This window comes from Achromobacter agilis, assembly GCF_900496965.1.
In the GTDB taxonomy this organism is placed as follows: Bacteria; Pseudomonadota; Gammaproteobacteria; order Burkholderiales; family Burkholderiaceae_B; genus Achromobacter; species Achromobacter agilis.
On sequence record NZ_UFQB01000021.1, the window covers coordinates 24,748 to 47,516 of the forward strand.

Below are 22,769 nucleotides of genomic sequence, written 5' to 3' on the forward strand. Positions count from 1 at the left end.
CGGATTGTGAGCGGATGTTAGCGAGCGGCCATTGCCGGAACAAGCGCGAAAAAGCGGGGCCATGGACGATTCGCTTTTTCGCCACAGGCCCGGATCCTGCGAATGGCGTAGGCGGCCGGTACTTCCCCTGGGAAAGAATGCGATAGCATCGTTGTTGCGGGGCTCTTCTGGATTTCCATGATTGACCGCGCCACAAGCCGCATCCGCGGCGCCAAACCGTTCCATTCAACGATTCTGCAACCATGACCGCCACCCGTATCGCCCGCAGCCACCCCGACGAATTGATCATAGGCCTGGTGTCCGTTTCCGATCGCGCCTCGGCCGGCGCCTATCAGGACCAGGGGCTGCCCGCGCTGCGGGAGTGGCTGGGCGGCGCGCTGGCGTCGCCGTGGCAGGCGGTGGACCGCCTGATCCCCGACGAGCCCGCCCGCATTTCCGAGACGCTGATCGAACTGGTGGACGGCTGCGGCTGCGACCTGGTGCTGACCACCGGGGGCACGGGTCCGGCGCGGCGCGACGTCACGCCGGAAGCAACCCTGGCCGCCGGCACCAAGGAAATGCCCGGCTTCGGCGAACAGATGCGCCAGATCAGCCTGCGCTTCGTGCCCACGGCCATCCTGTCGCGCCAGGTCGCCGTCATCCGCGAAACCGCCGGCCATGCCGCGCTCATCGTGAACCTGCCCGGCCAGCCGAAGTCCATCCGCGAAACGCTGGAAGGGCTGAAGGCGGAAGACGGCGCCGTGCTGGTGCCGGGCATCTTCGCCGCCATTCCCTATTGCATCGACCTGATCGGCGGCCCTTACGCCGAAACCCATCCGGAAGTCATCGCGGCTTTCCGGCCCAAATCAGCCCGCCGCGCGCCCTAGCCTGTGCAACGCTCCAGTTAGCGCGAACAGGCCCCAAGCCTGGCGCTGCGCTATAGTTGGCCGCGCTTTTTCCATTTCCATCCGTTCGAGAGTTCCATCGCCATGAAGGTCCGTACCGCTCTGTCCCTTACCGTCCTGGCCGCCCTGACGGCCTGCGCCAACGTCAAAGATGTGCGCGAGCGCGACCCCGTGTTCTACGGTTCGACCCAACGCTCGGCCGAGGACTACACGAACTGTGTGGCGGAATCCTGGAAGAACATGGGCATCAATTTCGAGCGCAAGGCGGTACGCAACGGCTTTGAACTCATCCAGCAAGACAGCATGGGCGTGGAGGCCGTGCTGACCACAACCCACTGGAAGGGCAAGACGGAAACGCGCCTGTCCACGCGCATCGCCCGCCGCGACCAGACCATCATCGAACCGGCGAATCTGTGCCTGTAAGCGCGATGTTCCGCCGCCGCGATGTCTTGCGGTTGGGCCTGGCCGCGGCTGCCGCCAGCCTGGGCCTGCCCGTCCGCGCGCAGCAGGAAGGCTATCTCACCCGCAAGCTCAACTTTGCCGTTCCGGGCGGGGTCGCGGTCCTGGGCCTGGGCGACGCCGAGCGCGCCCCGGAAGTCACGTTCCTGGGGCGGCGCGTCCTGGTCGTGCGCGAAGAAGGCAGGCAGTGGATCGCCGTGGTCGGCATTCCGCTCAGCGTGAAGCCGGGCGAACAGCAGGTGTCGGTTGCCGGCGCGCAAGGCCAGCGCAAGCTGTCCTTCAAGGTCGGCGCCAAGGAATACGCGGCCCAGCGCATTACGCTGAAAAACCAGCGCCAGGTCGAGCCGAACCCGGACGACCTGAAGCGCATCGAACGCGAGATGGCCGAGCAAAGCGCTGCCAACCGCGGCTACCGCGCCGGCGTCACGCCCAGCAACCTGCTGCTGGACCGCCCGGTGAACGGCGGCCGGCTGTCCAGTCCGTTCGGATTGCGGCGCTTCTTCAACGGCCAGGAGCGCAACCCGCACTCGGGGCTGGATTTTGCAGTGCCCGCGGGCACGCCGATCAAGGCGCCGGCGGCCGGCGTGGTCGTGCTGGTGGGGAATTACTTCTTCAATGGCAAGACGGTGTTCCTGGACCACGGCCAGGGCTTCGTCAGCATGTTCTGCCACATGTCGGCCATCGACGTGAAAGTCGGCGACGAGCTGCCGCGCGGCGGCCTGGTGGGCAAGGTGGGGGCGACGGGGCGGGCGACCGGCCCGCATCTGCACTGGAATGTCAGCTTGAACGACGCCCGGGTCGATCCCGCCATCTTCATCGGCGCGTTCAAGCCCTGATTCAGGGGCGGGCTACGCTTTGCTTTACGCGGGCGTGGCCTGCAGTGCGATCCGGTGCAGCACATGCTGGTGCATGCGCTCGGCGTAGTCCATCTGCTGGCGCACGCGCAACTGCTGGGCTTCCTGTTCGTCCAGGCAGTTGTCGTACTTGGTCTTGGCCTCGGCGTACGTCAGGCCAGTGTTGCGCAGGCTGTTGATGAACGCCTCGCGCGATTGGTGGAGCAGGCGCAGGCCTTCCTCGCCCTTCGCGAATCGCCTCCGCGCCAGGGCAAGCTCGTCAGCGGCCGCTTGCAACTCTTCTGTCAGATCCATCGTGCATCGTGCGCGCCCCGCGGGGTGTCGCGCCTGGTGGGGCGCCATTCGTCCGTGAACAGGCGCTCCATGCATAACGGCATATTGCCGTGGGGCTTAAGGCCCGCGAGCAGGGCAGGGAGCCGGCGCGGCGCCGGCCCTGGCGCCCTGGCTCAGCGGCGGTACTGCTGGGGACGCGGCGTGGAGGGCGCCCGTTCGTCCTTGTGGCGGAAGTTGATGCGGCCCTTGGTCAGGTCGTACGGCGACATTTCCAGGGTGACGCGATCGCCGGCCAGGATGCGGATGCGGTGCTTGCGGATGCGGCCCGAGGCGTAGGCGCCGACTTCGATGCCGTTGTCCAGCTTTACGCGGTAGCGGCTATCGGGCAGCACTTCGTCAACGATGCCATCCAATTCGATGAGTTCTTCTTTAGCCATTTTCTACTCCTATCAATACGCGCAGCCATGCCGGCGGCATGGCTCGCCGCGCGGGGCGGCAAGCGCGTTGGACTCAAATAACCAGGGTCCAGCGGGTTGAACGTAAAACGTCCGGGCAGGCGCGGGTAGGGGCCACGGCATCCCAATCGGATGTCTGAAATGACGGATACTCGCGCCGCGAGGGCAATGTGCGCGCGATGCGCGGCTCGGTCGCGGCGGTGCGCTACGCGCATGTCGCCGGAAGAAGCGGGTTGGAGCGTTTATTGCAGTGCCGGATGGCGCTGCGCTTGGTGCGGCGACGCCTCTTGCGGCGGCAGGCTTCGTCCTGGAATGCAGGACACGTCCTGAGGGGGCCTCACAGTACTGCCCAGAGGCGTTACAGGTTGGCGACGCAGAATGACCGAAGCCCGGTTTTCGCGGAGAAATCACGGACTTATGTTACTGCAAAGCGCAGTGATTAGCCAGTTTTTATCTGTCAATGCGCCATGATAGTTGTGGCTGAACGACTCTAGGGCCGGGGGATCCGGGCCTGGTAATCGGCCTCCCACTTGCCGTGGGTGGACCAGAACGGCCCGGGCTCGCGTCCGGCCAGCCGGGCCGACAGCACGCCCAGGTGCGTGTGCCAGCCCGCGGCTACGTCCACCATCTCGTCGCGGCCGGCGAGTTTGCGGTGGGTGAGCGTCAGCAGGGTGCCATTGCCTTGCGGGGACAGTTCGAAAACGACCTCGGAAGGCTCGCCCTGCGAACCGCCCCAGGTGAAGGACAGCAGGCGGGGCGGTTCGCACCGGGTGATCAGGCCCTGGGTGGTGACCCCGTTTTCATAGGGTTTGTAGGGTTCCGGCGTGGGTTCGGGCACCGACGACAGGTCCGCGTGGACGAAGCGCAGGGTCACGCCTCCGCCATCGCGCAATTCCATGTCGCCGGTCGCGAGCCAGCGGCCCCGCTTGCTGGAGTCGGTCAGGTAGGCCCAGACCGTTTCGACGCTGGCCGGCAGTTCGCGCGTGAAGCGCAGGCTGGCGGGATCGAGCATCGCGCCGTAGTCATTCATATCGTTCTCCTTGGGTGCGTCCGGAGCTGGACGTACATCGCTTCCGTTTACGGGCGCTCAGGCAACCGCCTGCGGGCTGTGTTCGGGCGTTTCGTCGAAGGCTCCGGCGTACTGCGGCAGCGTATCGGTGATGTCGAACCAGGGCGCCTTGCTGGCTACGTGGCAATGCGCCGCCGGCTTCACGCCCGGGTCGTCGTCCAGTGCGCCCAGCGGCAGGCCGTAGACGTCCGGCGTCTGGTCGAAGCGGCTGAGCAGGGGCGTGCCGCAGGCTTCGCAAAACCCGCGATAGCTGCCCGGGGACGAGCAATACCAGGTGACGTGGTTCTCTCCGCGCGTCCAGGCGAAATCCTTGGACTGGACCGTGGCCCGGCTGCGGAACGCGGCGCCGTGCGACTTGCGGCACATCGTGCAATGGCAGTTGAGGGCGTTGGTGAGCGGGCCGGTGATCTCATACGCAATGCGGCCGCACAGGCAGGTACCTTTGATCATGATGAGCGCCAGGCAGGTGAGGGAATAGCTTCAATATACCCGTCGCGCGGGGGCGATGGCGTCCGCTTTTATGACGAATGTCTTTCAGCGCATTGCGGCGTCCCTGATTTACGCCGGATCATTCGGCGCCCCGGGTCATCGTGCTGTCATGCCGTGAAAACAGAATGCGGCAATGAACAAACCCTCGGGGGATTCGACAATGACTTACGCCATCGAAGTGCAAGGGCTCAGCAAGAGCTTCCACGCAGGCGCCAAGGCGCTGGACGGCGTGGACCTGCAGGTGGCCGACGGCGAGATGGTCGCCTTGCTGGGCGCTTCCGGTTCGGGCAAGTCCACCCTGCTGCGCCATCTGGCGGGCTTCGTTGCCGGCGATGTGGGCAGCGTGACCATCAACGGCCAACTGATCCAGCGCAACGGCCGCCTGAGCCGCAACGTGCGCGGCGCGCGCGCCGGCATCGGCTTCGTGTTCCAGCAGTTCAACCTGGTGGGCCGCCTGCCCGTCATCACCAACGTCCTGACCGGCCTGCTTCCGCGCGTGCCGCTGTGGCGCAGCCTGACGCGCTGGTTCCTGCGCGCCGAGGTGCGCCAGGGCCTGGATGCGCTTGCCCAGGTTGGTATAGACGACTACGCATTTCAACGCGCGTCGACGCTGTCCGGCGGACAGCAGCAGCGCGCGGCCATCGCCCGCACTCTGGTGCAGAACGCCCGCGTCATCCTGGCCGACGAACCCATCGCCTCGCTGGACCCCGAATCGTCGCGCCGCGTGATGGATACGCTGGCCCAGATCAATCGCGGCCGCAAGGTGGCGGTGGTGGTGTCCCTGCACCAGGTCGACGTCGCGTTGCGCTACTGCCCGCGCGTGGTGGCCCTGCGCCACGGCAAGGTGGTCTATGACGGCCCCTCGGCGGCCCTGACCCCGTCCATGCTGCGCGAGCTCTATGGCGCAGACCTGGGCGAACTGCTTCCCGAATACGAGACGCCGGCGCCCGCCGCGCCGGGCGTCGCCTCCCTGTCCCGATTGGCGCACGCCGCCTGACCTCCTGCCCCTTTCCTCCCCGGAGCCTTCCATGCTACGCAGAACCTTCTTCACCCTGATCGCCGCCGCGACCCTGTCCACGCAGGTCCACGCCCAGGACGCCAAGCCGCTGAACTTCGGCATCATCTCGACGGAGTCGTCGACCAACCTGAAGTCGGTGTGGCAGCCTGTCATCGACGACCTGAGCCGCTCCATCGGCGTGCCGGTCAAGCCGTTCTTCGCCTCCGACTACGCCGGCATTATCGAAGGCATGCGCTTCAACAAGGTGCAGCTGGGCTGGTTCGGCAACAAGTCCGCGATCGAAGCCGTTGACCGCGCCCAGGGCGAAGTGTTCGCCTCTGTCATCGACAAGGACGGCAACCCCGGTTACTGGTCGCTGCTGATCGTCAACAAGGACAGCGACCTGAAGACGCTGGACGACGTGCTCAAGCGCGGCGGCAAGCTGAGTTACGGCGCCGGCGACCCCAACTCCACGTCGGGCACCGCCGTTCCGGGCTACTACCTGTGGGCCGCCAACAAGATCGAACCCAAGACCTTCTTCAAGACGGTGCGCGCCAGCAACCACGAAGCCAACCTGCTGTCGGTCATCAACAAGCAGGTGGACGTGGCGGTCAACAACACCGAGGCCCTGGAACGCTATCGCCTGAACACGGGCAAGGACGCCAACGACAGCGTGCGCGTGCTGTGGAAGTCGCCCCTGATCCCGGCCGATCCGCTCGTCATGCGCACCGACCTGCCGGCCGACCTGAAGGTCCGCATCCGCGACTTCTTCATCAACTACGGCAAGGGCAAGGACGCCGAGCGCGAACTCGCCAACCTGAAGGCGCTGACCTACCAGGGTTTCCGCGCGTCCGACAACCAGCAGCTGGTTCCCATCCGCCAGATCGAGCTGGCGCGCGAGAAGGCCAAGGTTGAAGCCGATTCCACCTTGGGTCAGGCCGAAAAGCAGAAGCAGCTGGCCGAGCTGGACAGCAAGCTGGCCAGCCTGGGCCAGCCGGCCGTCAAGCAGTAAACGCAGTTCGCACGCCGGCGCGCCATCCGGCGCGCCGGCGTGCGCGCAACCGAAAACCCTCTACGCCAATCGCCAGCTCTTATGAACCTAGCCACGCAGACCTCCCGTCTTCCTTCCGCGCCGCGCTCGTCGCTGCCGGTCCTACTTGTCTGGGCCGTCGTGCTGGCGTTGCTCGTCATGTCGTGGAAGGGCGCGGACATGCGGCCGCTGGACCTGCTGCGCGACTCGGGCAACATGGCCCAGTTCGCGGCGGACTTCTTTCCGCCGAACTTCCGCGACTGGCGCATGTACCTCGACGAGATGATCGTGACCGTGCAGATCGCCGTCTGGGGGACGTTCCTGGCCATCGTGGTGGCGGTGCCCCTGGGGCTGCTGTGCTCGTCGAACATGGTGCCCGCCTGGGTCTACCAGCCCATGCGGCGGCTGATGGACGCCTGCCGCGCCATCAATGAAATGGTGTTCGCCATGCTGTTTATCGTGGCGGTGGGCCTGGGGCCGTTCGCCGGCGTGCTGGCGCTGTGGGTGCACACGACGGGCGTGCTTGCCAAGCTGTTCTCGGAGGCGGTCGAGGCGATCGACCCGCGTCCGGTGGAAGGGGTGCGCGCAACCGGCGCGAACGCGCTGGAGGAAATCGTCTACGGTGTGATCCCGCAGGTGCTCCCCTTGTGGATCTCGTATTCGCTGTACCGCTTCGAATCGAACGTGCGCTCGGCCTCCGTCGTGGGGATCGTGGGCGCCGGCGGGATCGGGACCGTGCTGTGGGAGATCATCCGCAGCTTCCGTTACGCGGAAACCTGCGCGGTCATGATCATCATCGTCGCCTTCGTCGTGGTGATCGACATGGTGTCTTCGCGGATCCGCAGCGCGCTGATCTGAACGGGCGGAGGCCGGGCCCCGGGCGGGGCCCGGCGCTTCATTGCGGCTGGCTCAGCGCCTGGAGCGCCGGCAGCGCCAGCAGGCCCGCCAGGCGCGCGGTCTGGACGTCGGCATCCGACACCGCCGCGCGCGGCATCAGGAAATTGACGGTGCCCAGGCAGGCGCCGCCGTACTCCACCGGCACATTGATGACGGACCGCAGCCCCAGCTCGCGGATCGCGCCATGGTCATCGAAGAACGCGCGGATCGCGTCTTCGCCTTCGCCGACGAAGACGCGCCGCTCCTGCAGGACGTGGCGGCCCCATGCGGTGCCCGCCTTGTCCTTGCTGCCGCCGGGCGGATAGGCCTCGGGGTTCGAGCTGTACAGCCGCACGACGCGCTCGGCGCCGGCGTCATACCGGTTGATCGTGCACAGGGTGTGCGCCAGCGAGGCGTGCGCGTAGGCATCGATGGCCTGGAAGGCGGCGGCCGGATCGGCGGCGGCATAGGCCTGGACGATCGCCTGCACCGCTGCCAGCGCCGGGTTCAGGGGCGGGGCTGCGTTCATTCGGCCGTGATCCCCAGTTCTTTGATCAGCTTGCCGTACTTGTCGGCGTCGCGCGCCAGGATCTGGCTGAACTGTTCCGGCGTGGTCTCGGTCAGCAGCACGCCCATGTCGGCCATTTTCTTGATGACGTCGGGACGCTTGAGGATCAGGTTGATCTCGCGGTTCAGCCGCGCGGTCAGTTCGGGCGGCATGCCGGCGGGGCCGAACGCGCCATACCAGACTGACAGTTCGTAGCCGGGCAGCGTTTCCGCGACGGTGGGCACGTCGGGCAGGAACGGCGAGCGCGATTCCTCGGTGACGGCCAGCAGCTTGAGTTTGTGGGTCTGCACGTGCGGCAGGGTCTGCGTGCCGGCGCTGAACAGCACCTGCGTGCGTCCGGCCACGGTGTCCAGCACCGCCGGCGCGCCACCCCGGTAGGGAATGTGCGTCATCTTCACGCCGGCCGCCTTTTCGAACAGCGCGGCGCTGAGATGGTTGGTAGAACCCTGGCCGGCCGAGGCATAGGTCACGGTGTCGGGATGCGCCTTCAGGTAGGCGATGAACTCCTTCAGGTTGGAGGCCGGCACGGACGGGTGCACCACCATGGTGTTGGTGACCAGCGCGAGTTCGGCGATGGGCGTGAAGTCCTTCACGCCGTCGAACGGCATATTGGAATAGAGCGCCTGGTTCATCGTGTGCGTGCTCATGGAGCCCACGAGCAGCGTGTAGCCATCGGGCTTGGCGCGGGCGACGAAGGTGGTGCCGATGTTGCCGGACGCGCCCGACCGGTTCTCGACGATGACGGATTGGCCGAGAGACTGGGTCAGCCCTTCGGACAGCACGCGCGCCAGGATGTCGGTGGAGCCGCCTGCGGCCCAGGGCACGATCAGCGTGATGGGCTTTTCGGGCCAGGCGGCGTGGGAGGCGGCGGGCGCGGCCAGCGCCAGGCCCAGGGCGCATGCGCGCAGCAGTCGTTTGAATCGCAGTGTCATGGTTGGTACCCCTTGTGCAAAGGCCGGTCTGTGCGCCGGCTGGAACGAAACAGGTTTATCGGCCGACGGCATACCCTTGCATGCCGCGCGGATTGGCGCCCGCGCGCAGCAACAGGCCGCCGCCGGCGGCGGGTTCGCGGGTGCAGGCGCTGATGCGGCCCTCCGACCAGTCCGGCCCCACCTTGACGTCATGGCCGGCGGCGCGCAGCGCGTCCAGCGTGGCGGCGGGCATGCGCGACTCCACCGTCAGCCGGTTCAGCGTTTGGGTGCGGGGCCAGAACGATCCCGGGAAGTGATCGATGTGCCAGGACGGCGCGTCGATGGCCTCCTGCAGGTTCATGCCCATGGCATGGCGCAGGAAGAACGCCACGGTCCATTGGTCCTGCTGATCGCCGCCCGGCGTGCCGAAGGCCATATAAGGCTGGCCGTCGCGCAACGCCAATCCGGGAGAGAGGGTCGTGCAGGGCCGCTTGCCCGGTTGCAGCTGCCCCGGCACGCCGTCGTCCAGCCAGGTCATCTGCAGGCGGGTGGTGAGCGGGAAACCGAGCCCCGGCACCACGGGGCTGGACGACAGCCAGCCCCCAGACGGCGTGGCGGCCACCATGTTGCCGTCGCGGTCGATGACGTCGATCTGGCAGGTGTCTCCCACGAATAGTTCGCGCGCGGCCCACTCGGAGACCGGCGGCAGCGCGGCGAAGGTCGGTTCGCCCACGCCGAAGCGGGTGTCGGAAGCGGCCAGGGCGCGGACCGCGGCATCCAGGTCGGGCAGCCGGGGAGCGAGGCCGCCGGGGCTGCCCGGCTGCAGGGCGGTGGAGGCCCGCGCGCCGATACCCGCCGCGCGGGACCGGGCATAGGCATCGCCCAGCAGGTCCGCCAGCGGCACCTGCACGAAGTCGGGATCGCCGTACCAGGCGCAGCGGTCGGCGAACGCCAGCTTGGCCGCCTCGGCCACGCGGTGCACGAATGCCGGAGACAGCGGGTCCAGCCCGTCCACGCCGAGGTGGCGCAGCATGGCCAGCTGTTGCAGATGGACCGGGCCCTGCGACCAGACGCCGCATTTGGCCACGGTGTAGCGGCCGTATTCCACGGTGAGCGGATCGTCGTACGTGGCGCGCCAATCCGCCAGGTCGGACTTGCGCAACAGGCCGCGGTTGCGCTGGCCGGTCGTGTCGCGCACCGCTACGCGGCTGTAGTAGGCATCGATTTCGTCAGCCACGAAGCCGCGGTACCAGACCTCCAGCGCAGCGTCGATGCGGCCGCGGCGATCGGTGCTGGCGGTATGCGCTTCGTCCAGGATGCGGGTGTAGGTGGCCGCGATCGCGGGCGTGCGGAACAGCGTATCTGGGGCCGGCGCCCGGCCATCGGGCAGCCAGACATCGCGCGAACTGGTCCATTCGTCGCGGAACAGCGCCTGCACCGCCAGGATGGCCTGGGAAATGCGCGGCACTAGCGGAAAACCGTTGCGCGCGTAGTCGATGGCGGGGCGCAGCACGTCGGCCAGTTCCCATGTGCCGTAGTCGCGCAGCAGGGTCAGCCAGGCGCCGAACGCGCCAGGCACGGTGGCGGGCAGCAGGCCGATGCCGGGCACCAGGTCCACGCCCAGGCCGCGGAAGTAGGCTGGGGTGGCCAGCGCCGGCGCGGGCCCCTGGCCGCACAGCGCGCGCAGGCGTTGTTCGCGTTCGCTCCAGAACAGGATGGGCACTTCGCCGCCCGGTCCGTTCAGGTGGGGTTCCACGATCTGCAGCGTGAAGCCGCCCGCCACGGCCGCGTCATAGGCGTTGCCGCCGCGCTCCAGCACGCTCATGGCCACTTGCGAGGCGAGCCAGTGGGTGGAGGAAACCACGCCGAAGGTGCCGCGTATTTCCGGACGGGTAGTGAAGGAGGCGCTCATGAGACGTACCGGGCAAGGGGGGATGCCTGCAGTATAGGATCGAGAAATAACTGGTTTTGTATTTGTTGGCATAATTGAATAACCAACTGGTTATGGAGAAAGACCGTGAACTGGGATGCGGCCCGTCTCGCCAATCGCCTGAAGCACCGCCACCTGGCGCTGCTGCTCAACATCGCCCGGCATGGATCGTTGACGCGGGTGGCGGCGGCGGCCGGCATCAGCCAGCCCGCGGTGACCAAGGCGCTGGCGGAACTCGAGGACATCTTCGGGGCGCCGCTATTCACGCGCACCGGGCGCGGACTGCAGCCTACGTCCCTGGGCAGCCTGGCCCTGGTGCGCGCGCGCCACATGCTCAGCGACCTGGACCTGTGGGCGCGCGAAGTCGAAGCCCTGCACGCGGGCCGGTCGGCGCACCTGCACGTCGGCGTCGTGCCGTATGTCTCCAGCGCCTTGCTGACGGCGGCGATCAGCCGCCTGCACCAGCGCCACGGCGTCACGCTGAGCCTGCACCGCGCCACCACGGACCACCTCGTTCCGATGCTGCGCCAGCATGAACTGGACTGCATCATCAGCCGCGCCACGCCGATGGTGGCGCACGACGACCTGATCCACCGCGCGCTGTATCGCCAGCGGCCGCGCCTGATCGCGCACGGCCGGCTGGCCCAGCGGCTGGCGCGGCGCCAGCCCGACTGGGCGGCGGTGGCGGCGATGGACTGGGTGCTGCCGGCGGCCAACACACCCACTCGGCAACTGATCGTGGAGCATTTCATCCGCGAGGAGCTGAGCCCGCCGTCTCCGGTGCTGGAAGCCTATTCGACGGACGTGATCGAAGGCATGCTGACCATGAATGAAACCTTTGTTTCCGTCGTGCCCGAAGAGATCGCGCGTGAACTGTGCCAGCGCGGCAAGCTGGGGATGGTGCCCTGGGATTTCGGCTGGGAATTGCCGCCGATCAACCTGATCCGGCGCAAGCGCGAGCAGCCGTTGGCAGCCGAGACCTACTTCTCGGACATCCTGCTGGATCTGTGCGGCGACGCGGCCGCGCCGTGGGGCCTGGGCGCGCCCGGCCCGGGCTGAACCGGGTTACGCCAGCTTCGCGCGGGCGATGTCCAGCAGCGCGGCCGCCGCGATCTCCGGGGCGGTGTCGTTGTTGACCCGCATCAGCCGGCACCGTTGCGGCACCGGGAACGCCTGCGTGGCGCGCGACAGCCGCTGCGCGATCTGTTCCGCATTTTCGCGGCCGCGTCCCGCCAGGCGGCGGGCCAGCAGGCCGGGGTCGACCGTGACCTCCACCGCCGTCAGCGCCGGATAGCGCGCATGGGCCTGTTCCAGGTGCGCGCGCGAGCCGTTGATGATGACGGCCGCACCGCAGGAGAGCCACGCGTCGAGCTCGATGCCGATACCGTAGCGCAGGCCATGGCTGCGCCAGCGCAGCGCGAAGCAGCCCAGCGCGTCGCGGCGGACGAATTCGTCGTCCGTCAGGCTCAGCGCGTCCTCGCTGCCGCCGCTGTCGCGCGTGATGTAGCGGTGCGCCACCAGCACGGGCTCGTCGCCGCGCAGATGGCTGCGCAGCAGCCGCAGCAGCGTGTCCTTGCCGCTGCCCGAAGCGCCCATCAGGTAGATCAGGCGCGTGCCGTCGGCGGGGGTATTCATGCGGCGGCCGGCCCCTGCAGGTAGGCGGCGCCCGCGGCGTCCGAGCACGTGCCGTCGAAATGGTAGTGCCGCGCCGCGACGAAGTCGGCGCCCGGCGCCGCCTGCACGTAGATGCTGATGCCCGGCACGTCCATCGCCTGTCCGCGCAGCGGGTCGGCGAAGGTAGCGATGCCGGCCTGCGCCTGCGCCAGCGCATCGCCCTCCAGCTTGCCCGTCAGCGTGATGTGGAAGGTATAGGTGTCGAACACATAGGGATAGCCCCAGCGCGCCAGCATGGCCTGCTGCGCGGGCGTGAGCGACTGCGGCTGGCGGCGCGCGATGTCTTCGGGCGTGGGTGGCGCGCGCAGGGGATCCAGATCGCGCACGGCCGCGTCGGCCAGGGCCTGGATGCGAGCCTGGCCCGGCTGGTCGGCACCGGCGATGCGCCAGGCCAGGAAGCCGCGCAGCGGCTCGCACTCCAGCGCCAGCGTGAACGGGGCGCGGTTGCCCGCCAGACGGCGCGCGGCGGCATCCACTTCCTGCGGGCTCGCGCCCGGGCACAGGCGGAAGGGCGGCTTCAGGGTTGCGTGCAGGCCGTAGTGGCGCGGCGCCTGCGTCCATTCGCGCGGATAGCCGGCCTGTCCGGGCAGGGGAGAGAGCGCCTCGCCGGTGTCGGCGCAGCGGCCCAGCCAGCGGCTGCCGTGTTCGCGCCAGGGGCCGGTGGGCGCCAGGTACAGGGCGTAGCGATGGGCGAGCGGCATGGTCAGGCCGCCATCCGCTGATTGTGGCTGTCGCCGAACGCGCGGCTGGCGTAGCGCAATTCGCCGCCCACGATCGCCGCGCAGACCCGGGGCAGCTCCGGCACCTGGTCGTCCACCACGATCGCGTCGGCGATCAGCCCCGGCGCGAGGGCGCCGCGGTCCTTGAGGCCGGCGGCGCGCGCGGGGTTCAGCGATACCAGGTCCCAGGCTTGCGCCAGCGGCAGCACGCCGTCGGCGGCCAGCCGCAGGGCGGCCGTGAGCGGAGCGGGGTAGTAGTAGTCGGAAGTCAGGACATCGCACAGGCCGGCGCGGACCATCTCGGTGGCGCTGGGCGCGCCGGTGTGGCTGCCGCCGCGCACCACGTTGGGTGCGCCGAACACGACGGCATTGCCCAGGTCGCGCGCGACGCCGGCCGCATCGCGGGTCAGCGGAAATTCCGCCACGCTGCAGCCAAGCTGATGGTAGTAGCGGCGCGTGGCGGCATCCGGGTCGTCGTGCGAAGCCACCTTCAGGCCGGCCTCCCGCGCGCAGGCGGTCAGCTCGCGCATGGCGTCGCCCACGGCGCCTGCCGCTGCCATGGCGGCGCGGATGCGGTCCTGGAAAACGTCGAGATCGCATTCCGCGCGGCTGGCGTACTGCATGAGTTTGCGGTCGTCGCCCAGGCGCCGCGCCATGCTGGGCAGGTGGTCATTGAGCGCCAGGAAGCGGACCCGTCCATTGCGTATCCATTGCTGGGCAATGTCCAGACCGCCCACGTGATGCGTTTCGAAGCGCAGGTGCACGTAATGCCGCGCGCCCATGATGGGATGCATTTTTTCCAGGGCCTCGAACATGCGCTCGGCGTAGCCCTCGCCGCGCAACCCGCCCTCCCACGATAGCGTGACGCCATGGAATTCGGTGGTGATGCCGTTGGCCAGCAGCTGGCGGTCCACGTCGAACAGGGCGCCCTCATAGGGGAAGGTCACGCTGGGCCGCGGCATGATGGCGCGTTCAAAGGCATCCCCGTGCAAGTCCACGATACCCGGCAGCACCAGCAGCTCGCCGGCGTCGAACCAGGACGCGCCCCGGGCCGCGGGGGAGGCCGAGTCGTCGATCAGCCCGCCATGGAAGCGCAGGCTGGCATGTTGGACGCCGCGCGGCGTCAGGATGCGCTGGCCTGTGACACCGGCCAGGGGCGAGGGGGCGTGTGTGCGTGTATTCATGGTGCGACGTTAGCGGGCTTGCATTACAACCAGATGTCTAGATGAGTTGAGGCGGCCTGCGGCGGTTTCGCACCGCTGCCGCGCCAGGCCGGGCGGGCGGCGGTGCGCGGGCGTGTTCAGCTGTCGTCCGTCACCATCAGCTGCACCAGGTCGCCCACGAAGCGCGCGATGCTGTATTGCAGGGGGGCGCCGTCCTGGTCGACGTTGAGGGCTTCGACCTGGAGGATGGGGCGGGTCTTGGGCTGCCCCAATTGGCGGGCGATTTCGGGCGAAGGCAGGACGGCGGTGATGCGCGACCACTTGCGTGTGTAGTCGCCGATGCCGTAGTGCGCGTAGACCTTGGAGATCGAGTGCAGGGCGGCCAGGCGTTGCGCGAAATCGGGGAAACGCTTTTCGTCGAAGTAGTGCTCCGACGCGCTGATGGGGCGGTTCTCGGCCTTGCCTACGATCTGCACGCGCAGCAGCGGCGCGCTGCGGGCCAGCCCCAGGTGCTTGGCGATCTCGGCCGCGCGCAGCGACTGGCTGCCCAGCACCTCTTGGTGGCCCAGCATGCCCTGGCTGCGCAGGTTCTCGGAAAAGCGCGTGCGCTTGCCGATGGCGTAATCGATCGCGTGCTCCTGGACGAACGTGCCGCGGCCCTGTTCGATCCTGACCAGGCCGCTTTGCTCGAGCTCGCCCATGGCGCGCCGTATCGTGTGGCGGTTGACGGAGAACTTGGCGGCCAGTTCGGGTTCGGAGGGCAGCTGTTCGCCCGCCGCATAGAGCTTGTTGCGGATGTCGTCCGCAAGCGATTCGCCGATTTGCCGCCAGACGGCGATGCCGGAACCTCTTTCAACCATGGGGTGCGCTCGTGCTGTCATATCCGCTCGTCAAGAATGGCCCCGATTGTGCCCGATGCGGCCGCTCCCGGAAAGGCGCAACCGCTGTCATCAAAAATTCACGCCAGACTGTTGAACTTGCATTTCGAAGCGATCATACTCCATCCGGTCGTCTAGACGTTTAGAGGAAAAAATGGATCACCCACAGGCAGGACAGGATGCGGCCAGCGCCCGGCGCGCGGCCTGGATGCGCGTGTTGGCGCTGGCGGACCCCGGCGCGCTGGATGACGCGTTCTGCGCATTGGCCGGCGTGCCCGCGCACCGCACGCTGCGGCCGGCCCAGACCGGCATGGCCATGGTCCGCGCCCGCAGCGGCGGCACCGGCGCCCGGTTCAACCTGGGCGAAATGACCGTGACACGTTGCGCGGTGACGATGGGCGAGGGCGTGGTCGGCGTGGCCTATGTGCAGGGCCGCTCGCTGCGCCACGCGGAACAGGCCGCGGTGGCCGATGCCTTGCTGCAGTTGCCCGAATGGCGTGAAACGGTGCAGGCGCAGCTCATCGCGCCGCTGGCCCGCCAGCATGCCGACAAGGTGGCGCGCCAGGCCCGCGTGGCGGCGCAGACCAAGGTGGAATTCTTCACGGTGGTGCGAGGCGAGGACTGATATGGAACAACAGATACTGGCCGCCGCGGCCTCGGGCCAGGCGCTGCTGCCCGGCTTCGCGGACCCTGTCGACGATGCGCAGGCCACTTTCCGCGCCGCGCTGAACGCGCTGGCCCATCCGGGGCGTGCATACGAAATCCTGGCCGACAGCGGCGTGCCGGCGGGCCTGTCGCCCGCCATGACCGCCTTGCTGCTGACGCTGGTGGATGTGGACACCCCCCTGTGGCTGCCGGCGTCCGTCAGCGCGGACATCGTCGCCTTCCTGCGCTTTCATTGCGGCTGCCCCATCGTGCCGTCGCCTGCGCTGGCCCGCTACGCCGCGGTGCCTGCCGGCGTAGCGGCGCCCGCGCTCTCGTCCTGCCACCAGGGCGACCCCGCCTACCCCGATCAATCGACCACCCTGCTGATCGAGGTCGAATCCCTGGACGCGGGGCCGCAGGCCGTCCTGAGCGGCCCGGGCATCCAGACGCGGCAGACCCTGGCCGCGGCGGGATTGCCGGAGGGCTTTTGGCGCGAATGGCGCATCAATCATCAACGGTTTCCGCTGAGCGTCGACGTATTCCTGACGCAGGGCCGGCGGATTTGCGGGCTGCCGCGCAGCACGCGGCTGGAGAACTGACATGTACGTAGCCGTAAAAGGGGGCGAGCGCGCCATCCTCAATTCCTACCGCATGCTGGATGACTACCGGCGCGGCGACCGCGAAGTGCCCGAACTGAGCCTGGACCAGATCCGCGAACAGATGCCGCTGGCCGTCTCCCGCGTCATGGCCGAGGGCTCGCTCTACGATCCGCAGCTGGCGTCCCTGGCGCTCAAACAGGCGGCTGGCGACGTGATCGAGGCCGTGTTCCTGCTGCGCGCCTACCGCACGACCCTGTCGCGCTACGGCTACACGCAGCCGATCGATACCGGGCGCATGCGTCTGCAGCGCCGGATATCGTCCACCTTCAAGGACGTGCCCGGCGGCCAGATCCTGGGGCCGACCTACGACTACACCCAGCGCCTGCTGGACTTCTCGCTGCTGGCGCAGCGCGAGGCCGATGCCTTGCCCGCGGGCGAGGATGCCCTGGACAGCGCCATGCCGCGCGTTACCGACCTGCTGGCGCAGGACGACCTGATCGATGCGGAACCCGTGCCGGAAGGCGATCCCGAACCCTTCGACCTGACCCGGCAGCCGCTGGACTTTCCCGCGTCGCGCGCCGCGCGCCTGCAGAACCTGGCACGCGCCGACGAAGGCTTCCTGCTGTCCATGGGCTATTCGACGCAGCGCGGCTACGGCAATACCCATCCCTTCGCGGCCGAGATACGCTACGGCGCGCTGGAGGTGGAGATGCACATCGAGGAACTGGGCTTCGCCGTCACCGTGGGCGAGATCGAGGTCACCGAATGCCAGATGGTCAGCCAGTTCGCGGGCAACGCCGAGGAAGGGCCGAAGTTCACCCGGGGCTACGGGCTGACGTTCGGCTACGGCGAACGCAAGTCCATGTCGATGGCGTTGGTGGACCGCGCGCTGAAGGCGGCCGACCTGGGCGAACGTGCCGATTCCCCGGCCAACGACCATGAGTTCGTGCTCTATCACAGCGACAACGTCGAGGCATCGGGCTTCGTGCAGCACTTGAAACTGCCGCACTACGTGGACTTCCAGGCCAACCTGGAATTGCTGCGCCGCATGCGCGCCGAGCGGAGCGCGCCCGGGGCCGCGCAGAACGAATTGATGGACGAGGCGGTTTCCTCATGACGACGCAACACGCAACGGTCGAACGCGACGACCACTACAACTTCGCCTACCTGGACGAATCCACCAAGCGCATGCTGCGCCGCGCCTTGCTCAAGGCCGTCGCCATTCCTGGCTACCAGGTGCCGTTCGGCAGCCGCGAGATGCCGCTGCCCTACGGCTGGGGCACGGGCGGCATCCAGGTCACCGCCTCCATCATCGGGCGCAACGACGTGCTCAAGGTGATCGACCAGGGTTCCGACGACACCACTAACGCCATCAACATCCGGCGTTTCTTCGGCCGCGTCACGGGCGTCGCCACCACCGAGTCGACGCGCGCGGCCACCATCGTGCAGACGCGCCACCGCGTGCCCGAGACGCCGCTGGCGGAAGGGCAGGTGATGGTGTTCCAGGTGCCGATCCCCGAACCGCTGCGTTGGCTCGAACCCAGCGAGACCGAAACGCGCACCATGCACGCGTTGGCCGAATACGGCGGCATGCACGTCAAACTGTACGAAGATATCGCGCAGCACGGCCATATCGCCACCACCTACGACTACCCCGTCGTCGTGAACGACCGCTACATGATGCGGCCCTCGCCGATTCCCAAGTTCGATAACCCCAAGCTGGACCGCAGCCCCGCGCTGATGCTGTTCGGCGCAGGCCGCGAAAAGCGGGTCTATGCGGTGCCGCCGTACACCCGCGTAAAGAGCCTGGACTTCGAAGACCATCCTTTCCGGGTGGAAACCTGGACCGAATGCTGCGACCTCTGCGGATCGCGTGACAGCTACCTGGATGAAATCATCCTGGACGACGCGGGCACGCGCCGCTACGTCTGCTCGGACACCGAATATTGCAACGACCGCCAGGCGCAGCAGCGTCCGGACCACTCCCCGAACGAGGCCGCAGCATGAATGCCCAACCCTTGCTTTCCGTGCGGAACATGACGCGCACCTGGGACGGCGTGCACGGTTGCCGCAACGTCAGTTTCGACCTCTATCCCGGCGAAGTGCTGTGCGTGGTCGGCGAGTCTGGCTCCGGCAAGAGCACGCTGCTGTCGGCGGTGTCGTACCAGACCCGGCCGGACGCGGGCAGCGTCTGGTACGACACGCGGGACCAGGGCTTCACCGACCTGGCCGCGCTGCAGGGCGCTCGCCTGCGCCTGCTGTCGCGCACCGATTGGGGCTTCGTGCGCCAGAACGCCCGGGACGGCCTGCGCATGCAGGTCAGCGCCGGCGCCAACATCGCGGAGCGCCTGATGGCGGTGGGCGACCGGCACTACGGCGAGCTGCGCCAGGTGGCGGGGAATTGGCTGCAGAAGATGGAGATCGACGCCGGCCGGCTGGACGACACGCCTGTGTCGTTTTCCGGCGGCATGCAGCAGCGCCTGCAGATCGCCCGCAACCTGGTGACGCATCCCCGCCTGGTGTTCATGGACGAACCCACGGCATCGCTCGACGTGTCGGTGCAGGCGCGCCTGCTGGACCTGCTGCGCCAGCTGGTGACCGACCTGGGCCTGGCCGCCATTGTCGTGACGCACGACCTGGCCGTCGCGCGCCTGCTGGCGCACCGGACCCTGGTCATGCGTGGCGGCGAGGTCGTGGAAAGCGGCCTGACCGACCAGATTCTCGACGATCCGCAGCATCCCTACACCCAATTGCTGGTGTCCTCCATTTTGCAGAGCTGACCATGCGCGCAACGACTCCCATGATCGAGGTGCGGGGCCTCGGAAAGATGTTCACCCTGCATAACCAGGGCGGCATGCGCCTGCCGGTGCTCGACGCGGTCGACTTCGACGCCTCGGCCGGCGACTGCCTCGTGCTCGCCGGACCGTCGGGCACCGGCAAGAGCACGCTGCTGCGCTGCCTCTACGGCAACTACCTCGCCACCGAAGGCAGCATCCGCGTGCGGTCCGGGGACCAGTGGGTCGAACTGGTGGGCGCTCCCGAGCAGCGCATCCTGGCCTTGCGCCGGGACGTGATCGGCTACGTCAGCCAGTTCCTGCGGGTGATTCCGCGCGTGGCCGCGCTGGACGTGGTGGCGGAGCCCCTGCGCGCGGCCGGCGTCGATGCCGAAACGGCCCGCGCGCGGGCCGCCGCGCTGCTGCAGCGCCTGAATGTGCCCGCCCGCCTCTGGGGGCTGGCCCCGGCCACCTTCTCCGGCGGCGAGCAGCAGCGCGTGAACATTGCGCGCGGCTTCATCGCCCGACATCCGGTCCTGCTGCTGGACGAGCCCACCGCGTCGCTGGATGCCGACAACCGCAAGGTAGTGATCGAGCTGATCCACGAGGCCCGCGCCGAAGGCCGCTGCCTGCTGGGGATTTTCCACGACGAAGAGGTGCGCGACGCCGTCGCCACCAAGATCCTGACGCTGCGTCCCGCGCTGGCGGCCACGGCCGACATGGAGGCCTGATCATGCAAAGCACCTACCTTACCCACGCCCGCGTGGTCATGCCCGACCGCGTGCTCGAAGACAGCGCCGTGCTGATCGACGACGGCCGCATCGTCGCTATCGAGCCGGCCGGCGCGCGCGCCGGCCGGGAGATCGATCTGGGTGGCCAGACCCTGCTGCCGGGCCTGATCGATCTGCATTGCGATGCGATCGAAAAAGAGGCCGAACCGCGCTCGCGCGTGCTTTTCCCGTTGGACTTCGCCGTGGCGCAGGTGGACCGGCGCAACGCCGCCGCCGGCATCACCACGCCCTATCACGCGCTGTCGTTCGCCAACAGCGAATGGGGCGTGCGCAACAACCAGACGGCGGCCGAAGTGGTGCGCACGGTGCGCGCGTTCCGCCGGCACAGCCTGGTCGACAACCGCATCCACTGCCGCTACGAAGTCACCGACGCTACCTCCGTGGACGTGTTGCGCGCGCTGATGGACGAAGGCGCGGTGGACCTGCTGTCCGTCATGGACCATTCGCCGGGCCAGGGGCAGTTCAAGACGTTGGAGTCCTATCTGCAATACATGATGGGCAACCACGCCATGAGCCGCGAGCAGGCCGAGGAGGCCGCAGAGGCCAAGGTCCACGCCAAGGAAGGCGCGGTGGCGCGGGTGGAGGCGTTGCTGTCGCACGCCCAGGGGCTGGGCATCCCCACCGCCAGCCATGACGACGACTCGATCCACCGGATCGCCACCATGCGCAACCTGGGCGTGGCGATGAGCGAGTTCCCCATCACGCTGGATACCGCGCGCGCCGCCGTGTCCTGCGGCTTGCCGACCATCCTGGGCGCGCCCAACGTGCTGCGCGGCCAAAGCCAGAGCGGCTCCATGCGCGCCATCGATGCCGTCCGCGCGGGCGTGGCGAACTGCCTGTGCTCGGATTACCAGCCGTCCACGCTGATCGCCGCGGCGTTCGCGGTGGCGGCGCAGACCGACCTGACCCTGTCGCAGGCGGCCGCGCTGGTTACCTTGAACCCGGCGCAGGCTTGCGGCCTGTCGGACCGGGGCCGCATCGCGCCGGGATTGCGCGCCGACCTGGTGGCGGTGGCGCAAGTGGGCGGGCAGCCGCTGATCAGCCACACATGGTCTGCGGGCCGGCTGGTATTCTCGGCCCACTATCCCCCCTTGCGCGCGGCCGAGACCCGGATTGCCGAGCCGCAGGGCCTGGCAGCCTGAGGCAGCGAAACACCGACAGGAAGGCAACGTGATGAATTCCATCGTGACCGCCGTGGCGCGTAGCGCCGCGCATTCGTTCAGCAAACCGGTCGTGCCCGCGATCATGCTGCTGGCGGGGCTGGGCGTGGAGGGCGATGCCCATCTCGGCGTTACCGTCAAGCACCGCTCCCGCGTCAAGGCGGATCCGACGCAGCCCAATCTGCGGCAGGTGCACCTGATCCACGGCGAGCTGCATGACGAACTCCAGCTCGCCGGCTTCAACGTGGCGGAAGGCACGATGGGCGAGAACATCACCACCCGGGGTATCGATCTGCTGGGCCTGCCGCGCGGCGCGCGGCTGCACCTTGGCGAGTCCGCGGTGGTGGAGATCACCGGCCTGCGCAATCCCTGCGCACAGCTGGATAACTACCAGCAGGGCCTGACGGCCGCCGTGCTGGGCCGGCACCCCGATGGCAGCCTGATGCGCCGGGCGGGCGTGATGGGCATCGTGATCGAAGGCGGCGAGGTGCGCGCGGGCGATTCCGTCCGCGTCGCGCTGCCGGCCTTGCCGCATTTGCCGCTGGAGCGTGTTTGAAATATCCGCCAATGCGGGGACGCGGCGCCGCGCATCTGGTTAAATGACGGCAAGAGCGCTGCCGCATTTCCGGCGGACGGCGACCCTTTTTCCGGAGCGCGCGATGGCACGAATCAATTTCACCCAGGATCTCGAAGAACCTGATCTGTGGGCGGCCGAAAACGTCGCCGCGGGCGAGGGGCGTCCGCCCATCCACGTGATGGTCCAGACCGATGGCGAAGAGCCCGGCGGCGGCGCGGCCAAGGTGGTCAAGGCCATCATCGACAATCTCGATGAGCAGATCCTCGCCGCCGCGGATTTCCTGCTCGACAACTACTCCTACGAGCACTGCAAGAAGCTCGGGCTGGAAGACAACCAGCTGCTGCAGGAAGAAACCGCCGAAGCGATGGCGGAAAAGGCCGTGCTGCGCGCCCTGTGGCTGTTCGACGAGGACGGCGACGGCTACGAACTGTGGTTCACGCTGCCCTGGGACCCGGTGCACACGTACGACGTGGAATTCGAGGACGGCGCGCCGGTTTCCTGCTCGGTAAACGACTGACGCCGCCCTGGGGCGTGCGCGCGGCGCCGTTCGGCGCGGGCACGCCCTAGCGGACCAGCTCGAATCGGATGGCCTGCGACTGCCCCAGCGAATCGTCATAGCGGTACCGCATCTTCAGGGGCTTGCCTTTGCGCACGGCGCCGGCGCCGGCATTGTCCAGCACCACGTCGATTTCCCGATCGAGGAATTCGCTGCAATCGGTATCGGCGCGGGCGCCCTCGGGGATGTCCGCGCTGCTGACCTTGAGCCTGAACATCAGCAGTGTGATTTCCGTGCCGTCGATGCGGTACTGGCGCATTTGTTCCGGCAGGTTGGCCACGGTGCCGCCAAGGTCGCAGGAAATGCGCGTCCAGGCATACGAGGCGGGCGCGGCGGCCGTCAGGACGACGGCCGCCAGGGTACGGCGCAGGCGTGAGGAGATCATGGCTTGCGGACGGCGCGGGATGTGCAGGCGGGGCGCGCCGGTATGTCGGGCAA

Annotated in this window: 28 protein-coding genes; 16 read left to right on the forward strand and 12 right to left on the reverse strand. The window is 68.1% G+C overall.

Annotated features, from left to right (window positions below; all coding sequences use genetic code 11):
* Nucleotides 1–242 precede the first annotated feature (242 nt).
* The 3 genes from mog (at nt 243) to AGI3411_RS21685 (ending at nt 2,179) form a co-directional block, all read left to right on the forward strand.
* Nucleotides 243–866, forward strand: a complete 624-nt coding sequence (gene mog, locus AGI3411_RS21675) for a molybdopterin adenylyltransferase (protein WP_129529394.1) — start codon at nt 243–245, stop codon at nt 864–866.
* Nucleotides 867–968: 102 nt separating this feature from the next.
* Nucleotides 969–1,307: a hypothetical protein gene (locus tag AGI3411_RS21680; protein ID WP_129529395.1), complete on the forward strand. Its 339-nt coding sequence runs from the start codon at nt 969–971 to the stop codon at nt 1,305–1,307.
* A complete protein-coding gene (locus AGI3411_RS21685; RefSeq protein WP_425265366.1) occupies nt 1,298–2,179 on the forward strand; it encodes a peptidoglycan DD-metalloendopeptidase family protein in 882 nt (293 codons plus the stop codon). Before AGI3411_RS21680 ends, AGI3411_RS21685 begins: the two co-directional genes overlap by 10 nt.
* Before the next feature lie 24 nt (nt 2,180–2,203).
* Here the strand turns inward: AGI3411_RS21685 and AGI3411_RS21690 are convergent, their stop codons facing one another.
* The 4 genes from AGI3411_RS21690 to AGI3411_RS21705 all read right to left on the reverse strand — a co-directional run bounded on the left by AGI3411_RS21690 (nt 2,204) and on the right by AGI3411_RS21705 (nt 4,444).
* Entirely contained in the window at nt 2,204–2,491 is a 288-nt protein-coding gene (locus AGI3411_RS21690; RefSeq protein WP_129529396.1) for a hypothetical protein, read from the reverse strand.
* A gap of 152 nt (nt 2,492–2,643) precedes the next feature.
* Complete coding sequence (infA, locus tag AGI3411_RS21695; protein WP_043545975.1) at nt 2,644–2,907, reverse strand: translation initiation factor IF-1; 264 nt, start codon at nt 2,905–2,907, stop codon at nt 2,644–2,646.
* A gap of 508 nt (nt 2,908–3,415) precedes the next feature.
* Nucleotides 3,416–3,955, reverse strand: coding sequence for an SRPBCC family protein (locus tag AGI3411_RS21700; protein ID WP_129529397.1), 540 nt, complete (start codon nt 3,953–3,955; stop codon nt 3,416–3,418).
* A gap of 57 nt (nt 3,956–4,012) precedes the next feature.
* Complete coding sequence (locus AGI3411_RS21705; RefSeq protein ID WP_129529398.1) at nt 4,013–4,444, reverse strand: GFA family protein; 432 nt, start codon at nt 4,442–4,444, stop codon at nt 4,013–4,015.
* Between the two features lie 199 nt (nt 4,445–4,643).
* Between AGI3411_RS21705 and phnC the strand changes: the two genes are divergently transcribed.
* From phnC to phnE, 3 genes are all read left to right on the forward strand, one after another.
* On the forward strand, nt 4,644–5,480 hold the full coding sequence (gene phnC, locus AGI3411_RS21710; protein WP_129529399.1) for a phosphonate ABC transporter ATP-binding protein: 837 nt from the start codon (nt 4,644–4,646) through the stop codon (nt 5,478–5,480).
* A 31-nt stretch (nt 5,481–5,511) separates the two neighbouring features.
* A complete protein-coding gene (gene phnD / locus AGI3411_RS21715; protein WP_129529400.1) occupies nt 5,512–6,492 on the forward strand; it encodes a phosphonate ABC transporter substrate-binding protein in 981 nt (326 codons plus the stop codon).
* Between the two features lie 81 nt (nt 6,493–6,573).
* Complete coding sequence (phnE, locus tag AGI3411_RS21720) at nt 6,574–7,368, forward strand: phosphonate ABC transporter, permease protein PhnE (protein ID WP_129529401.1); 795 nt, start codon at nt 6,574–6,576, stop codon at nt 7,366–7,368.
* Between the two features lie 37 nt (nt 7,369–7,405).
* On the opposite strand, the gene AGI3411_RS21725 is transcribed toward phnE, so the two are convergent.
* From AGI3411_RS21725 to AGI3411_RS21735, 3 genes are read right to left on the reverse strand one after another with little or no spacing between them, the layout of a single operon-like run.
* On the reverse strand, nt 7,406–7,915 hold the full coding sequence (locus tag AGI3411_RS21725) for a GAF domain-containing protein (protein ID WP_129529402.1): 510 nt from the start codon (nt 7,913–7,915) through the stop codon (nt 7,406–7,408).
* On the reverse strand, nt 7,912–8,886 hold the full coding sequence (locus AGI3411_RS21730) for a Bug family tripartite tricarboxylate transporter substrate binding protein (RefSeq protein ID WP_129529403.1): 975 nt from the start codon (nt 8,884–8,886) through the stop codon (nt 7,912–7,914). The genes AGI3411_RS21725 and AGI3411_RS21730 overlap by 4 nt, the downstream gene beginning before the upstream one ends.
* 55 nt (nt 8,887–8,941) lie before the next feature.
* The gene (locus AGI3411_RS21735) at nt 8,942–10,777 is read right to left on the reverse strand and encodes a gamma-glutamyltransferase family protein (protein WP_129529404.1); all 1,836 of its coding nucleotides are present in this window, start codon (nt 10,775–10,777) and stop codon (nt 8,942–8,944) included.
* 105 nt (nt 10,778–10,882) lie between these two features.
* Here AGI3411_RS21735 and AGI3411_RS21740 point away from each other — a divergent pair, with 105 nt between their 5' ends.
* Nucleotides 10,883–11,854, forward strand: coding sequence for a LysR family transcriptional regulator (locus AGI3411_RS21740; protein WP_129529405.1), 972 nt, complete (start codon nt 10,883–10,885; stop codon nt 11,852–11,854).
* Nucleotides 11,855–11,860: 6 nt separating this feature from the next.
* On the opposite strand, the gene phnN is transcribed toward AGI3411_RS21740, so the two are convergent.
* From phnN to phnF, 4 genes are all read right to left on the reverse strand, one after another.
* Nucleotides 11,861–12,430 carry a phosphonate metabolism protein/1,5-bisphosphokinase (PRPP-forming) PhnN gene (phnN, locus tag AGI3411_RS21745; protein WP_129529406.1) on the reverse strand — a complete coding sequence of 190 codons (570 nt, stop codon included), beginning with the start codon at nt 12,428–12,430 and terminating at the stop codon, nt 11,861–11,863.
* Nucleotides 12,427–13,170, reverse strand: a complete 744-nt coding sequence (locus tag AGI3411_RS21750) for a DUF1045 domain-containing protein (protein ID WP_129529407.1) — start codon at nt 13,168–13,170, stop codon at nt 12,427–12,429. The genes phnN and AGI3411_RS21750 overlap by 4 nt, the downstream gene beginning before the upstream one ends.
* Before the next feature lie 2 nt (nt 13,171–13,172).
* Nucleotides 13,173–14,372 (reverse strand): alpha-D-ribose 1-methylphosphonate 5-triphosphate diphosphatase, encoded by a 1,200-nt coding sequence (locus AGI3411_RS21755; RefSeq protein WP_129529408.1) that lies wholly within the window; start codon nt 14,370–14,372, stop codon nt 13,173–13,175.
* 116 nt (nt 14,373–14,488) lie between these two features.
* On the reverse strand, nt 14,489–15,211 hold the full coding sequence (phnF, locus tag AGI3411_RS21760; protein ID WP_129529409.1) for a phosphonate metabolism transcriptional regulator PhnF: 723 nt from the start codon (nt 15,209–15,211) through the stop codon (nt 14,489–14,491).
* 172 nt (nt 15,212–15,383) lie between these two features.
* Between phnF and phnG the strand changes: the two genes are divergently transcribed.
* The 9 genes from phnG to AGI3411_RS21805 all read left to right on the forward strand — a co-directional run bounded on the left by phnG (nt 15,384) and on the right by AGI3411_RS21805 (nt 22,292).
* Complete coding sequence (gene phnG / locus AGI3411_RS21765) at nt 15,384–15,854, forward strand: phosphonate C-P lyase system protein PhnG (RefSeq protein ID WP_129529410.1); 471 nt, start codon at nt 15,384–15,386, stop codon at nt 15,852–15,854.
* Nucleotide 15,855: 1 nt separating this feature from the next.
* Complete coding sequence (gene phnH / locus AGI3411_RS21770) at nt 15,856–16,473, forward strand: phosphonate C-P lyase system protein PhnH (RefSeq protein WP_129529411.1); 618 nt, start codon at nt 15,856–15,858, stop codon at nt 16,471–16,473.
* Between the two features lies 1 nt (nt 16,474).
* Nucleotides 16,475–17,590 (forward strand): carbon-phosphorus lyase complex subunit, encoded by a 1,116-nt coding sequence (locus tag AGI3411_RS21775; protein WP_129529412.1) that lies wholly within the window; start codon nt 16,475–16,477, stop codon nt 17,588–17,590.
* Entirely contained in the window at nt 17,587–18,480 is an 894-nt protein-coding gene (locus AGI3411_RS21780; protein ID WP_129529413.1) for an alpha-D-ribose 1-methylphosphonate 5-phosphate C-P-lyase PhnJ, read from the forward strand. The genes AGI3411_RS21775 and AGI3411_RS21780 overlap by 4 nt, the downstream gene beginning before the upstream one ends.
* Nucleotides 18,477–19,253 (forward strand): phosphonate C-P lyase system protein PhnK, encoded by a 777-nt coding sequence (gene phnK, locus AGI3411_RS21785; RefSeq protein WP_129529414.1) that lies wholly within the window; start codon nt 18,477–18,479, stop codon nt 19,251–19,253. Before AGI3411_RS21780 ends, phnK begins: the two co-directional genes overlap by 4 nt.
* A 2-nt stretch (nt 19,254–19,255) precedes the next feature.
* Nucleotides 19,256–19,978: a phosphonate C-P lyase system protein PhnL gene (gene phnL, locus AGI3411_RS21790; RefSeq protein WP_129529415.1), complete on the forward strand. Its 723-nt coding sequence runs from the start codon at nt 19,256–19,258 to the stop codon at nt 19,976–19,978.
* Between the two features lie 2 nt (nt 19,979–19,980).
* Nucleotides 19,981–21,180, forward strand: coding sequence for an alpha-D-ribose 1-methylphosphonate 5-triphosphate diphosphatase (locus AGI3411_RS21795; protein ID WP_129529416.1), 1,200 nt, complete (start codon nt 19,981–19,983; stop codon nt 21,178–21,180).
* 31 nt (nt 21,181–21,211) lie between these two features.
* Nucleotides 21,212–21,754 (forward strand): MOSC domain-containing protein, encoded by a 543-nt coding sequence (locus AGI3411_RS21800; RefSeq protein WP_129529479.1) that lies wholly within the window; start codon nt 21,212–21,214, stop codon nt 21,752–21,754.
* 103 nt (nt 21,755–21,857) lie between these two features.
* Nucleotides 21,858–22,292 carry a hypothetical protein gene (locus AGI3411_RS21805; RefSeq protein ID WP_129529417.1) on the forward strand — a complete coding sequence of 145 codons (435 nt, stop codon included), beginning with the start codon at nt 21,858–21,860 and terminating at the stop codon, nt 22,290–22,292.
* 46 nt (nt 22,293–22,338) lie between these two features.
* Here AGI3411_RS21805 and AGI3411_RS21810 read toward each other — a convergent pair whose 3' ends face one another.
* The gene (locus tag AGI3411_RS21810) at nt 22,339–22,716 is read right to left on the reverse strand and encodes a hypothetical protein (protein ID WP_129529418.1); all 378 of its coding nucleotides are present in this window, start codon (nt 22,714–22,716) and stop codon (nt 22,339–22,341) included.
* Nucleotides 22,717–22,769 lie beyond the last annotated feature (53 nt).